Annotated in this window: 11 protein-coding genes; 8 read left to right on the top strand and 3 right to left on the bottom strand. The window is 65.1% G+C overall.

From position 1 onward, the window contains the following. Nucleotides 1-92: 92 nt before the first annotated feature. Nucleotides 93-1,958, top strand: coding sequence for a dihydroxy-acid dehydratase (gene ilvD, locus BFAL_RS02885; protein ID WP_082440316.1), 1,866 nt, complete (start codon nucleotides 93-95; stop codon nucleotides 1,956-1,958). A gap of 196 nt (nucleotides 1,959-2,154) precedes the next feature. Here ilvD and BFAL_RS02880 read toward each other — a convergent pair whose 3' ends face one another. Genes BFAL_RS02880 through BFAL_RS02870 form a run of 3 tightly spaced genes read right to left on the bottom strand, consistent with a single transcriptional unit; the run spans nucleotide 2,155 to nucleotide 5,629 of the window. After that, nucleotides 2,155-3,207 carry a ribokinase gene (locus BFAL_RS02880; protein ID WP_055426931.1) on the bottom strand — a complete coding sequence of 351 codons (1,053 nt, stop codon included), beginning with the start codon at nucleotides 3,205-3,207 and terminating at the stop codon, nucleotides 2,155-2,157. 15 nt (nucleotides 3,208-3,222) lie between these two features. Continuing rightward, a complete protein-coding gene (locus BFAL_RS02875; RefSeq protein WP_055426930.1) occupies nucleotides 3,223-4,632 on the bottom strand; it encodes an MFS transporter in 1,410 nt (469 codons plus the stop codon). A gap of 40 nt (nucleotides 4,633-4,672) precedes the next feature. After that, entirely contained in the window at nucleotides 4,673-5,629 is a 957-nt protein-coding gene (locus BFAL_RS02870; protein ID WP_055426929.1) for a nucleoside hydrolase, read from the bottom strand. Nucleotides 5,630-5,924: 295 nt separating this feature from the next. Between BFAL_RS02870 and BFAL_RS02865 the strand changes: the two genes are divergently transcribed. The 7 genes from BFAL_RS02865 (at nucleotide 5,925) to BFAL_RS02835 (ending at nucleotide 14,227) form a co-directional block, all read left to right on the top strand. Continuing rightward, nucleotides 5,925-6,971 carry a LacI family DNA-binding transcriptional regulator gene (locus BFAL_RS02865; protein WP_055426928.1) on the top strand — a complete coding sequence of 349 codons (1,047 nt, stop codon included), beginning with the start codon at nucleotides 5,925-5,927 and terminating at the stop codon, nucleotides 6,969-6,971. Between the two features lie 280 nt (nucleotides 6,972-7,251). After that, entirely contained in the window at nucleotides 7,252-8,562 is a 1,311-nt protein-coding gene (locus tag BFAL_RS02860; protein WP_055426927.1) for an MFS transporter, read from the top strand. A gap of 126 nt (nucleotides 8,563-8,688) precedes the next feature. After that, nucleotides 8,689-10,275 carry a glycoside hydrolase family 32 protein gene (locus BFAL_RS02855; RefSeq protein WP_055426926.1) on the top strand — a complete coding sequence of 529 codons (1,587 nt, stop codon included), beginning with the start codon at nucleotides 8,689-8,691 and terminating at the stop codon, nucleotides 10,273-10,275. A 942-nt stretch (nucleotides 10,276-11,217) separates the two neighbouring features. Continuing rightward, nucleotides 11,218-11,874 carry an ABC transporter ATP-binding protein gene (locus BFAL_RS02850; RefSeq protein ID WP_055426925.1) on the top strand — a complete coding sequence of 219 codons (657 nt, stop codon included), beginning with the start codon at nucleotides 11,218-11,220 and terminating at the stop codon, nucleotides 11,872-11,874. A 4-nt stretch (nucleotides 11,875-11,878) separates the two neighbouring features. Next, nucleotides 11,879-12,607: a hypothetical protein gene (locus BFAL_RS02845; RefSeq protein WP_055426924.1), complete on the top strand. Its 729-nt coding sequence runs from the start codon at nucleotides 11,879-11,881 to the stop codon at nucleotides 12,605-12,607. Next, nucleotides 12,604-13,230, top strand: coding sequence for a hypothetical protein (locus BFAL_RS02840; protein ID WP_055426923.1), 627 nt, complete (start codon nucleotides 12,604-12,606; stop codon nucleotides 13,228-13,230). The genes BFAL_RS02845 and BFAL_RS02840 overlap by 4 nt, the downstream gene beginning before the upstream one ends. A gap of 214 nt (nucleotides 13,231-13,444) precedes the next feature. After that, a complete protein-coding gene (locus tag BFAL_RS02835; protein WP_055426922.1) occupies nucleotides 13,445-14,227 on the top strand; it encodes an ABC transporter permease in 783 nt (260 codons plus the stop codon). The last annotated feature ends 210 nt before the right edge of the window (nucleotides 14,228-14,437 follow it).

Raw genomic sequence — 14,437 nt, 5'->3', positions numbered from 1 at the left:
GCCGACAAGCACGATCAAAGTAACATCCTCGTGAATTCCACATTCTGACTCTTGACAAAACCCGTGTCCCGAATAAGGGCTTGAATGGAGGCATGACTGAAATGCGATCCGCAAAACTCATGTCCGGCCGCGTCTTCGCAGGCGCGCGAGCCCTGTACCGTGCCGCCGGCGTCAGCGGCGACGACATGGGCAAGAAGCCCATCATCGCCATCGCGAACTCCTTCGACGAGTTCCTTCCCGGCCACGTCCACCTCAACAAGGTGGGCCGCATCGTCTCCGAGGCCATCAAGGAAGCGGGCGGCATCCCGCGCGAGTTCAACACCATGGCCGTCGACGACGGCATCGCCATGGGCCACACCGGCATGCTGTACTCGCTGCCCTCTCGCGACATCATCGCCGACACCGTCGAATACCAGTGCAACGCGCACTGCGCCGACGCGCTGATCTGCATCCCGAACTGCGACAAGGTCGTCCCCGGCATGCTCATGGCGGCCCTGCGCCTGAACATCCCCACCGTGTTCGTCTCCGGCGGCCCGATGGAGGCCGGCACCACCGTCCTTGCCGACGGCACCGTGAAGAAGAACACCGACCTCATCTCCGTGATGTACGCCTCCGCGGACGACAGCGTCTCCGAAGAGGACCTGCTCAACTACGAGAAGACCGTCTGCCCGACCTGCGGCTCCTGCGCCGGCATGTTCACCGCCAACTCGATGAACTGCCTGACCGAGGCCATCGGCCTCGCCCTGCCCGGCAACGGCACGATCCTCGCCTCCCACGGCTTCCGCAAGGAGCTGTTCCGCAAGGCCGCGCGCCAGGTCGTCAAGATCGCCAACCAGTACTACAAGGACGACGACGATTCCGTGCTGCCGCGCTCCATCGCCACCAAGGAGGCGTTCGAGAACGCGATGACGATGGACGTCGCCATGGGCGGCTCCACCAACACCGTGCTGCACATCCTCGCCATGGCCCAGTCCGCCGACGTGGACTTCACGCTCGACGACATCGAACGCATCTCGCACACCGTGCCGTGCATCTGCAAGGCAGCGCCCTCCGGCAAGTGGGAGATCTCCGACGTGCACCGCGCCGGCGGCATCTGCGGCATCCTCGGCGAGCTCGACCGCGCCGGCAAGCTGCACAAGAACGTCCACTCCATCGACTACCCGACGCTCGAGGCCAAGCTCGACGACTGGGACATCATGCGCGACACCTGCACCGAAGAGGCGAAGACCCTCTACCACGCGGCGCCGGGCCACATCATCTCCCCCGAGCCGTGGACGCACGAGACCCTGTTCGACTCCCTCGACACCGACCGCACCAACGGCGCGATCCACGACATCGACCATCCGGAGATCCACGAGGGCGGCCTTGCCGTGCTGCGCGGCAACCTCGCGCCCGACGGCTGCGTCGTCAAGACCGCCGGCGTGCCGCAGGAGATCTGGAAGTTCCGTGGACCGGCCCTAGTCGTCGAATCGCAGGAGGAGGCCATCAAGGTCATCCTCGACGACACGTTGAAGCCGGGCATGGCGCTCGTCATCCGCTACGAGGGCCCGAAGGGCGGCCCGGGCATGCAGGAGATGCTCTACCCGACCTCCTTCGTCAAGGGCAAGGGCATCGGCAAGCAGGTCGCCATGCTCACCGACGGCCGCTACTCCGGCGGCTCCTCGGGTCTGGCCATCGGCCACATGGCCCCGGAGGCCGCGAACAAGGGACCGGTGGCGCTCATCAAGAACGGCGACATCATCGACATCGACATCGAAGCCCGTTCCGTGAACGTCGAACTCACCGACGAGCAGCTGGCGGAGCGCCGCCGCGAGCTCGAGGCCGGCGACGGCTACGTGGCGCACCGCGACCGCAAGGTCTCGCAGGCCCTCAAGGCCTACGCCGCCTTCGCCCGCTCCGCGGACAAGGGTGCTACGCGAGATCCGGAGCTCATCAACAAGCTCTCCGGCCTCGCGTAGCCGTCGCGGCACAGCCGCTCCCCTCACCTACGGACAGCCCACCGGGCTGTCCGCTACACGGTTCGGCACGCGATCCGGAGCTCATCAACAAGCTCTCCGGCCTCGCCTGATACCAGATTCGTATCGGAACATACGGGAAGCCCCCCGCGACCATGCGCATGGTCGCGGGGGGCTTCTCTATGTCGGGAGACAACCGTCACGCGGCGAAGCGCGCGCGGATGTCCTCGACGCCGCCGTAGGAGGATTGGGCGCCACGGCCGCCCGCGGCGTACGCGGAGACGTAGGAGGCGAGGCGGGCGGCGGAGGCGAGGTCGAAGCCGGAGGCAAGACCGGCGAGCACGGTGCCCATGAAGGCGTCGCCGCAGCCGGTGGTGTCGACCGCGTCGACCTTCACCGGCGCGATGCGGACGACACGGACGCCATCCGCGTCACCACCGGCGCCGGCAGCCGCGGCCTCCGTACCTTCGCCCGTCACGTCCAGCACAACGGAGCCGTCCGCGCCGAGGGTGACGACGGCGCGCGGGAAGCCGAGCCGACGCATACGCGCGGCCGCATCCCGCCAGTCGAATCCGGACCAGTCGCCGTCCGCGGGCTCGTCCAGACCGAGCATCTGCGCCATCTCGTGCTCGTTGACGAGCAGGATGTCGCAATGCTCCACCAGCTCCTCGGGCAGCACCGGCATGAACGGCGAATTGTTGAGCAGCACCGGCACGCCGGCCTCGTGGGCGATGCGCGCCGCCTCGGTGACGGCCGAGATCGGGCTTTCGAGGCACAATCCCAGCGCGCCCGAGGCGGTGAGCGCCTCACGCGACGCGTCGATGTAGTCGACGTCGACGGACGCGTTGGAACCGGGCGAGTAGACGATCGTGTTCTCCGCGGAGGCGTCCACGGTGATCACGGTGGTGCCGCTGGGGCCGGGCACGTGGCGCACGTGCGTGACGTCCACGCCCGCCTTGCCGAGCTCGCCGAGCAGGAAGTCGGCGTTCGTGTCGGAGCCGACCGCGCCGAACAGACGCACGTCGGCGCCAATGCGCGCGGCGGCCGCGGCCTGGTTGCCGGATTTGCCGCCGGGCAGGATCGTCAACGGCCCTCCGGTGACGGTCTCCCCCGGCCCGGGCAGCCGCTGCGTGGTGACGGTGTAGTCGGCGTTCATGGATCCGACGACGGACACGGTGCCGTCGATGGCGTCGAACGCGGCGAGGATGCCGGATGCGGTCGCGGCGCCCTCGGACGGAATCTCAGTGGTCATGGTTGCACGCCCCTCTCACTTCGCGTAGATGTGCTTGCGCACGATGAGGTAGTAGATCACGCCGACCAGCGGCACGCAGCCGGCGATGATGAGCAGGTTGGAATAGCTGGCGGCGGCGCCGGTCGCGCCGATGAGGCTGCCGCCGGAGAACGCCTGGCCGCCCATGAGCCCGCCGAACACGGCGATGCCGATCGAGGCGGTCACGTTCATCACCAGATCGTTCATGCCGACGCCGCGGCCGGACTCGTCCTGCGGGAGCGTGCCGAGCACGGTGGAGACGACGGGCGAGTACAGCAGGCCGCATCCGGCGTAGAACACGCAGGCGAACAGGGTGAGCACCACGAAGCCCGACTTGACGGACAGGCCCGCGCCGATGAATCCGACGGCCATGAGCGTGCCTGCGGTGGCGAGCGCCGGCTGCACGCCGATCCTGCCGACGATCGCGCCGGAGCAGATGCCGAACGCGGCGGCCACGAGGAACGCGAACACGATGTGCATGGAGACCTGCGAGGTGGTCATGCCGTACACGTTCGCGCCGATCGCGTTGAAGACCGGGGAGGCGAAGTAGTTGACGAAGTAGAACACGAGGATGAGCGCGATGGCGCTGATCCAGCGCGTGTTGCGGAAGAACGCGGGCGTCACGAACGGGTGCGCGGCCTTGCTGATGTACACGGCGAAGGCGACGAACAGCACGGCGGCGACGACGAGCATCCAGATCGCGGTGTAGGAGAAGTACAGGGTGAGGAACGCGACGGCGAATCCGACGAGCGTGAAGCCGATCCAGTCGACCTTCTCGCCGTTGCCCTGCTTGTCCGGCAGGTTCTTCAGCAGCAGCGGCAGGAACAGGATGGTGACGGACGGGATGAGGAACAGGTACTGCCAGGCGATGGAGCTGAGCATGCCTGCGGCGAACACGCCGATCGAGGCGGAGATCTGGTAGCCGGCGGTGAACAGGCCGAAGAAGACGACCTTGAGCGAGGGTTTGAGGTATTTGCTGGCGACGACGAGGAACGCGGAGCCGGCGACCTGTTCGCCCGCGGTCTGCAGGACGCGCGCGATGATGACGGTCCACAGGTTCGCGGCGAACATGAAGTTGGCGACGAATCCGAAGAGGGAGCCGACGAACAGGGTGATGAGGCCGACGACGACGAGCTTCTTCAGGGAGACGAAGTCGCCGAGCGAACCGTAGATGAAGCACACGATGCCGAGCACGATGCCGGGCAGCGCGGTGATGAGCGAGGCCTGCGCGGGGGCGCCGACGTCTTCGCCGACCTGGGTGAAGACGAGGTTGAAGCCCTGCAGGCACAGGGTGCCGAGGATGAAGGTGATGAGCAGCGGGATGAGGGCCTTGACGGCCATGGCGTTGCTGGTTTCGGGATCGGACCACGGGTCCGCGGTGGTGGTCGTCGCTTCGTTGCGTGACATGTCGTGTTCCTTCGCTGTATGCTGTGCGGTTTCTTGAACGTCAGGCCGCGTGGGCGGCGAGCGTGGTGATGCGGGTCATGAATTCGTCGAGGAAGCGCGGCACGTCGACGCCGACGGCCACGTCGGTGGTGGTGGCGGGCTCGTTCAGGCGCTTCTCGTCGCCGATGGTGCGTCCGCGCGTGGCGCCGGCGACGTCGACCTTCATGTTGAGGGCGAGCGTGCTGACGAGCGTCGGGTCGACGGCGACGCCGACGGCGAGCGGGTCGTGCAGGCCGCAGCCGCCGAGGTGCGGCGACGTGGTCTCGTAGGCCTTGATGTAGTAGTCGGTCATGTCGGCGAGGAACGTGCCGGCTTTGGTGCCGAGTTCGCGCCAGCGCGCCGTCTCCTTGTAGGTGAGCAGCGTGCGCAGCGTGACGTCGAGGCCGATCATCGTGACGCGCGCGCCGGAACGGAACAGGGCGTCCGCGGCCTCTGGATCCTGCGAGATGTTCGCCTCGGTCCATGCGTTGACGTTGCCGGGGACGGTGAGCGCGCCGCCCATGAGCACGATGCGGCCGATCTCGTCTTTGATCTCGGGGGCCTTGGCGAGCGCGGCGGCGATGTTGGTCATCGGGCCGGTGGGCACGTAGACGAGGTCTTCGCCATAGGTCTTGGCGGCGTCGATGATGAAGTCGACCGCGGATCCGGTCTCCGGCTCGCGCGGCGAATCGGGGATGCTCACGTCGCCGATGCCGTTGCGGCCGTGGATGAACGCGGAGATGTCGAGCACCGAGAAGGAATCGGTGGTGCTGGAGTGCGGCAACCCCTTGTATACGGGCACTTCGGGGTGGCCGAGCAGGTCGGTGACGGCGAGCGCGTTGCGCACGCCCTGGTCGAGGAGTACGTTGCCGTAGGTGCCGGTGATGCCGATGAGCTCGACCTCCGGGCTGCCCAGCGCGTAGGAGATGGCGAGCGCGTCGTCAATGCCGGTGTCGAGATCGAGGATGAGCTTCTTCATGGTTTCCTGCCTTGGTTCGTGGTTTGTCGCCGTGGTTCTTCGTTGATGGCGTTGGCGCCGTAGCCGTCATTCGATGATGGATTACCGTGGAAGCTCGTTCGGCCTCGCTTTGACGTTTTATCATCGCCACACCATGATGATAAAACGTTAAATCAACAATGTCAACCACCGCCGGGCGCGTCGCTTGCAGTCGTGGATGCGATACGCCGCCACCTCCCGCGCACCCGTCGGGCATGTTCGGCACATGGCGACGTCATCCCGCCTTCGGCGGAACCGACGGTGTATCGTGTGGCCTATGGTCACGATGAAGGAGATCGCGCAACGCACGGGGGTATCGGTATCGACGGTGTCGCTGGTGATGAACCACCGCGACGCCGGGCGCGTCAAGCCGGCGACCGCGGCGCACGTGCGCGCCGTCGCCGCCGAACTCGGCTATCAGGTCAACCCGATGGCGAGCTCGCTGCGCACCAACCGCACGCGCACGCTCGGCTTCATCAGCGAGGAGGTGGCCACCACCCCGTACGCAGGCGGCATGATCCTCGGCGCGCAGGCGGCCGCCAGCCGTCTCGGCTACCTGCTCATCACCGTGAGCACCGACGGCGGCATGGACGAGGACGCGGAGATCGACACGCTCAAACGCTACGGGGCCGACGGCTTCCTGTACGCGAAGATATCGAACCGCGTGACCGACGTGCCGTCGCGGCTCGAGGGGAGCCCGACGGTGCTCGTCTACGCCACCGACCGCGCGGGCGGCGTGCCCAGTGTCGAACCCGACGAGTACGCGATCGGATTCGACGCGACGACGCGCCTCATCGACGCGGGCTGCGATCGCGTGGCCTACATCGGATGCTCGGAGCCGATGATCGCGCAGGAGGGGCGTCTGGCGGGATATCGCGCCGCGTTGGAGCACGCCGGGCGCGAGTTCGACGAACGGCTCGTCATCGACGTCCTCAACAACGGGCCGGCGTTGCAGGACGTCTCCGACCTGTTCGACTGGGAACGCCCCGACGGGTTCTTCTGCTTCAACGACGCGCGCGCATGGTACGTGTACGAGTGCGCGGCACGACGCGGCCTCACGGTCGGCCGCGACGTCTCGGTCGTCGGCGTGGACAACCACCGCGTGTTCGCCGAGACGCTCTCGCCGCGACTCACCACCGTCGAGCTGCCGCATTTCGAGATGGGGTATTGGGCGGCCATGAAGGTCGTCTCGATGATCGAGGGGCGCGACCTCGCCGACGTGGAGGCGCCGCACACGACGGCGCCGCTGCCGCCGCTCGACTCCCCCGTTCCGGCGAAGATCCGCTGCACGCTCATAGAGAAGGAGTCGGTGCAGGCGCGGTAAGGCCCACACGACACGCCGGAACGCCGGCCAAGCCCCGTCTGCAAATCCGCAGTAAATCAATCGTTTGACGTTTTGATTTCACTGACATCGAACCGGTTTGCGTAAATCGTTTGACGTAGCACGATTGACACGCTACACTGAACCCTGTCAACACGATTCCGGACACGGCGCGGCAGCCGCGGACGGAACCCCGCCCGGCACGGTCCGGGCACCACACAACAGCCATATACGGAAGGCATCCGCGTCGCGGCGGATGCGGAAGACAAGGGAATACACAACTATGGCAAGCGCATCGAAGTCCCCGTGGAGGAACCCCTCCTACCTGCAGAGCTCATTCGGCATCTTCATGTTCTTCTGCTCGTGGGGCATCTGGTGGTCCTTCTTCTCCAGGTACCTCATCGACGGCGTCGGCATGACCGCCGCCGAACAGGGCCAGATCTACTCCATCAACTCGCTGGCCACGCTGATCATCATGTTCGCCTACGGCGTCATCCAGGACCAGCTCGGCATCAAGCGCAAGCTCGTCATCTTCGTGTCCTTCGTGGCGATGCTCGTCGGCCCGTTCGTCCAGTTCATCTACGCGCCGATGCTCAACGCCGGCGGCACCACGCGCTTCATCGGCGCCCTCATCGGCTCCGTCGTGCTGTCCGCGGGCTTCATGTCCGGATGCTCGCTGTTCGAGGCCATCACCGAACGCTACTCGCGCCACTTCGACTTCGAGTACGGCCAGTCCCGCGCCTGGGGCTCCTTCGGCTACGCCATCGTCGCCCTGTGCGCCGGCTTCCTGTTCAACATCAACCCGCTCATCAACTTCTGGGTCGGCTCCGCCTTCGGCCTGGGCATGCTGCTCGTCTACGCCTTCTGGGTTCCGGCCGAGCAGAAGGAGGAGCTCAAGAAGGAAGCCGATCCGAACGCCGCCCCGACCAACCCCTCCTTCAAGGAGATGCTCGCCGTCCTCAAGATGCCGACGCTGTGGGTGCTCATCGTCTTCATGCTGCTCACCAACACCTTCTACACCGTGTTCGACCAGCAGATGTTCCCGACCTACTACGCCTCCCTGTTCCCGACCATGGAGATCGGCAACGCCACCTACGGCACGCTCAACGGCTTCCAGGTGTTCCTCGAGTCCGCGATGATGGGCGTCGTGCCGATCATCATGAAGAAGATCGGCGTGCGCAACGCCCTGCTGCTCGGCGCCACCGTCATGTTCCTGCGCATCGGCCTGTGCGGCGTGTTCCACGACCCGATCTCCGTCTCCATCGTCAAGCTGTTCCACTCCATCGAGGTCCCGCTGTTCTGCCTGCCGGCGTTCCGCTACTTCACCCTGCACTTCGACACGAAGCTGTCCGCCACGCTGTACATGGTCGGCTTCCAGATCGCCTCGCAGGTCGGCCAGGTCATCTTCTCCACCCCGCTCGGCGCCCTGCATGACGCGATGGGCGACCGCCCGACCTTCTTCACGATCTCCGCGATCGTGCTCGCGGCCCTGATCTACGGCTTCTTCGTCATCAAGAAGGACGATCAGGACGTCGGCGGCGACCCGTTCTACACCGACGCGCAGCTGCGCCGCATGGAAGCCGCGAAGGCCTGACACCGCGGCCGCGCGACGACGCGGCCGCGACCGATGATCGTGGGCGGCGGGGCCCCCTTCCCCCGCCGTCCATCTCCCTCCCCCCCCCACAACCACCGTTCCACCCATCGACCACAAGGAAGTGCCATGACCGACAACATCGATTTCACCCCCGCCGCCCCCGTCCTCACCCCGATCCGCGACCACGCCGAGGAGCTCGCCAAGGCCGAGGCCGGCGTCGCCGGACTCGCCGCGAAGCGCAACGACCGCTGGTACCCGAAGTTCCACATCGCCTCCGACGGCGGCTGGATCAACGACCCGAACGGCCTGTGCTATTACAAGGGCCGCTGGCACGTCTTCTACCAGCTGCACCCGTACGGCACCCAGTGGGGTCCGATGCACTGGGGCCACGTCTCCTCGGTGGACATGGTCAACTGGAAGCGCGAGCCGATCATGTTCGCCCCCTCGCTCGAGCAGGAGAAGGACGGCGTGTTCTCCGGTTCCGCCGTCATCGATGACAATGGCGAGCTGAAGTTCTACTACACCGGCCACCGTTGGGCCAACGGCGTGGACAACACCGGCGGCGACTGGCAGGTGCAGATGCTCGCCACCCCGGACGACGACGAGCTCACCTCCGCCACCAAGCAGGGCATGATCATCGACTGCCCGACCGACCGCGTGGACCACCACTACCGCGATCCGAAGGTGTGGAAGACCGGCGACAAGTGGTACATGACCTTCGGCGTCTCCTCCGCCGAGAAGCGCGGCCAGATGTGGCTGTTCTCCTCCGACGACATGGTCCGCTGGACCTACGAGCGCGTGCTCTTCGAACACCCGGACCCGGACGTGTTCATGCTCGAATGCCCCGACTTCTTCCCCATCCATGACAAGGACGGCAACGAGAAGTGGGTCATCGGCTTCTCCGCGATGGGCTCCAAGCCGAAGGGCTTCATGAACCGCAACGTGAACAACGCCGGCTACATGATCGGCACGTGGGAGCCGGGCGGGGAGTTCAAGCCGGAGACCGAATTCCGCCTGTGGGATTGCGGCCACAACTACTACGCGCCGCAGTCGTTCCACGTGGACGGCCCGGAGCACGGCGGCGACGGGCGCCAGATCGTCTACGGCTGGCTGAGCCCGTTCGTCGAGCCGATCCCGATGCAGGAGGACGGCTGGTGCGGCCAGCTCACCCTGCCGCGTGAGATCACGCTCGGCGAGGACGGCGACGTCGTCACCGCGCCGGTCGCCGAAATCGAAGGACTGCGCGAGGACACGACCGACCTCGGCCCGATCGCGCTCGACATCGCCGGCGAGCAGGTCATCGCGGACGACGCCGAGGCGGTGGAGATCGAGATGGCCATCGACCTGACCGCCTCCACGGCCGAGCGCGCGGGCCTCAAGATCCACGCCACCGAGGACGGCTCCTACACCTACGTGGCGTACGACGATCAGATCGGCCGCGTGGTCGTGGACCGTCAGGCCAACAAGTACGGCGACAAGGGCTACCGCGCCGCGCCGCTGACCGAGGCCGAGCTCGCCGCCGGCACGCTGGATCTGCGCGTGTTCGTCGACCGTGGCTCCGTCGAAGTGTACGTCAACGGCGGCCACCAGGTCCTGAGCTCCTACTCCTACGCCGCCGAGGGTCCGCACGCGATCAGGCTCGCCGCCGAATCCGGCTCGCTGAAGGTCACGGCCCTGAAGCTGCACCACCTCAAGTCCATCGGACTGGAGTAGTCTGACTCCCCAAGACGGACTTTCCAAGACCAACCGCGTCACTATACTGTGACGCGGTTGTTCGTATATGCCGGTCGGCGCGCAGGCTCCCTCCCGCGCGCCTCTCTTACTCCTCTGTCAATAAAAGGGGGCTTCGCCGGTTGGTGTGGAGCGGTATTGCTCCACACGCCCCTCGGCGAATGTCCTGCGGGTCTTGCGTGGCGCAGCGCTGCTCCACACGTCAAGACCTGACGCTCGTGTGGAGCGCCGGTGCTCCACACGTCGGGTCCAGGCGGGTATTCGTGGCCTGTGTGGAGTGGGAACGTTTCCTTGGCCGAGAGAGATCGGCCTCAACGGATCGAGGGCGAATCATCCGGTTCCTCGACATTGGGAGATCGGTTCCAAGCGGACGGGCTCGGCTCTCATTCCCCACCGATCCGCCGTTCCCTCCTCCCTCGACTGAGGGCAACCGGTTTCATCGGATTGGGTGCGGAAAAGCCTCCTCCCCCAACCGCGCAAGGGGCGGTTTCGGGGTTGAGGGAGGAATTCCCGCCAGACAAGGATCACGCGCAATCGTTGGAAAACAGCGGTTTCGGCGATATCGCGCCGAACATGCCCCATCGGCCCCGCAGGCCGGGTTCCTTCCCCAACCCGGAAAGTCAGCCCGCCGGAGTTGAGGGAGAAACAATCCCCACCGACGGGCATGGGCCCCGACATACCCCGACGAATGCAGACGCTTTTGGACGGAAACGATCCAGCAACCGGGTCCGTTGCCCGGATGGTGATTCCATATTTAGAAAAAGGAGGACGCCTCGGCCATCGTCCGTAGGGCTGAATCCGGTCTCGTCGTCGAGACGGCTTTCGTTCCCACGGATGATGGTCGCAGATCCTCATCGGTGACACAATCCCGTACCGTGAACACAACCGGGTCACATCAAGTCCGAGTTATGCGGAAGGTGAACTATGCCATCTATATCGGCGACCAATCTCTCGATCGGGTATAAGGGTTCCCCGATCGTCAGCGACATCAATCTACAGCTAAGAACAGGCAGGATCATCTGTCTGCTTGGAGCGAACGGCGCGGGCAAGACCACGTTGATGAAGACACTGCTCGGGCGGATAAAGCCCGTGAGTGGGAGCGTCACCTACACCCGGACGAGTATCGATGAGATGACTGCGGCGATAGACCACCCGAGCTACTTCCCCTACCTGAGTGGTCGGCAAAACGTCCAGGTGGCCTCCGCGTTCTGGGGCTTGGATGTGGATCCGGAATCGGCGTTGAGCGGCGTGGGCATCGCCCGCGCGGCGCATGGGCGGAAGGCGAAGGACTATTCAACGGGCATGAAGGAGCGTCTGGAGCTGTGTCTTGCCTTGCTTCCGCGTCCGAGGTTCCTGTTCCTTGACGAGCCGCAGAACGGCTTGGATCCCGATGGCATAGCTTCCTTGTCCGAAACGCTGCGCGCCTATCGGGACAAGGGCAACTGCGTGGTGATTTCCACGCATCTACTCCATGAGATTCAGGGAGTCCCGGACGAGTGCATTCTGATTCGTCATGGTCGGGCCGAGCAGATCGCGGATCTGACCGGGGTGAACCTCGCGGATCTGTATAACGGGAGGTAAGGTCGTGAACGCCGTTTCCCCTGTCCGCGCACTGGTCATGTATTACTGGAGCGCATGGTATTTCCTCGCCGCGGTGCTCGGGTCCGTAGCGTCCCTTCTGATGGGCGCGTGGATCTCGAGCGAGGCGAACGGAACCCCGATCACTGGAGGGTACAGCTTCCTCTTCACCGGCACCCAGCCGCTGATCTGTCTCGCGCTGCTCTTTATGTGCGATGACAGGGTCTCGAAAGCGCACTACGGAGGCTTGCCCCCACGGATGTATTTCGCATGGAAACCATGCTCCCTCAGAGCCATATTCCGGGTGCTGGTTCTGACCGCCGTGAACCTGCTGAGCGTTCTGGGCTTCGACGCCATCATGATCCTGACGGGCGCCGCAATGACCCCGCATCTGGGTGTGGTCCTGTGTTACGTCGTATTGCAAAGCCTGTTGATTGCCCTGGTCTACTCAATCATCGAGATCGCCGTCAATCCCACGGCCACCGGGATCATCTCAGGTGTCCTCTTCTATGTGTGGATCCTGTTGCCGGGTGACCTTCCCGACTATGCGACGCCCTACGTCGCCAATGCCCTGCGGGCCGTCGGATTGAACCTGAACGGCACCGTGATGTCGACGGCGGAAGCGGCGAGTCCGCCGCCCGTCGGTCCTGTGATGGTCGTCGTCCCGATTGTGGTGCTCTTGGCTGCCTATGCTCTGCTGAGCTGGTTCCGTTGCAAAGGAGCGGAAAAGAAATGAAATCCCTGTTGCGTATTGGATACGTGGCGTTGATCCGCTGGTCGACGCTCGCCTTCATGGCCGTGCTTGTTCTTCCGCTGATCTTTCTGCGTTACGGGAACACGGGTGCGGTGGCGCAGACTGCGATGGCGATGGCGCTTCCCATAGCCTCGGCTGGCCTTGTTTTCTCCCATGCTAGGGTGCCCTGCTCGTATCGTTCCTTCAGCATCCACAATCGGCTCCTGCTTCGTTTTACCTTGAAGTCGCTGGCGCTTGGCGTCGCGGTCAACGTCTGTCTGACCCTGCTGTACGGGCTTGTCATCGGATTCGTCGTCAATGGGCGGCCGCTTTCGTTGCATACCGTTCTGATGCTTGCATTCACCGCCGCCGTTCTTGCTCCGGCGTGCTTCGTGTTACGGCTCTGGATCGATCCCGTTGCCGTTTGGAGCGTCGTCGGTTTCTTCATTATCGCCGGACTTACAGTCAGCTCCGGCATGTTCGATGGCTCACCGATCCTGTACGCCGTCATACCGACCACATGGATGCTGTACGGGGTGAGATTCGCCGCCTACGTGATTCCGGTCGGCGTCGCCGTCGCCGCGATCAGCGCATGGCTGCTGCGCAAGGCGGTGAAACGTGTCTAGTTGCGTCGGGCCGCTCTCGGGAAAACCGTGACTTCCGAGAAAAACCGTCACCCACCACCCCAACGTCAGGTTCTCTCGAGAATCCTTTTCTTCCTCCCCCAAGACCAACCGCGTCACTATACTGTGACGCGGTTGTTCGTATATGCCGGTCGGCGCGCAGGCTCCTCACCTTACTGCTCCACGCCCCGGCACCGGGAAAGAAGGCAAGGTGACCATGTCCGTCCTCGAGCGCATCAGACGCCGCGTCCCCACCATCATCGCCGTCGTCGCGCTGTTCGGCGTCTGGGAGGCGTGGGTGCGCATCGGCCACGTGCCGTCCACGATGATCCCCGCGCCGAGCGAGATCGCGCAGGCGACCGTCGAGGTGTGGCCCACATTGGGCCCGGCGGCGGCCGTCACCACCTACGAGGGCGTGGTCGGATTCCTCTTCGCGGTGCTGCTCGGCATCCTCATCGGCATCGGCCTGTACTGCTCGCGCGTGTTCAACGCGGCGTTCTACCCGCTGCTCGCCGCCGCGCAGACGATGCCGCTCATCTCCATCGCCCCGCTGTTCCTCATCTGGTTCGGATTCGAGACGTCCGGCAAGATCGTCATCACCGCCGTGTTCGGACTGTTCCCCGTGGCCGTACAGACGGTGCGCGGGCTCGAGGCGGTGCCCGAATTCTATTCCGACGTGGCGCTGACCTGCGGCGCGACCCGCTGGTGGACGCTGTGGCACGTCAAGCTCAGGGTCGCCGCACGCCAGATCTACGGCGGCATCCGCGTGACCGCCGCCTACATCTTCGCCACCGCGTCCACCGCCGAATACCTCGGCGCGCGCAAGGGCCTCGGCATCTGGCTGCAGGCCGCGTACAACTCGTTCCGCACGCCGCTCATCTTCTCCGCCACGTTCACCATCATCGCGATGACGTGCCTGCTGCTCATCGCCGTGAACCTGAGCGAACGGTTGCTGCTCGGCCCGGTCGGCGACGACGCCGACCCCGACGCGGACCAGTAAGTCACGTCGCTCAAGCGAGGCACGTATCCCCGTGCCTCTATAATGGCAACCGCTTGTCCGGCGTGTGGCAAACGGCATCCCTCTCCCTTTTCGCTTCAGCATGGGAGGGTATGCCGGGGCGCCGGTCGGGCGGACTGTCAGGCCCTCCATGCCGTTCTCTGCCGATCGTCCGCCCGGAGCAACACCCAGAGAACGGTCGAGAGACAACGA

The organism is Bifidobacterium aesculapii, from assembly GCF_001417815.1.
GTDB lineage: Bacteria > Actinomycetota > Actinomycetes > Actinomycetales > Bifidobacteriaceae > Bifidobacterium > Bifidobacterium aesculapii.
Note: the sequence above shows the minus strand (reverse complement) of the source record. Positions and strands in the feature narration are given on the sequence as shown.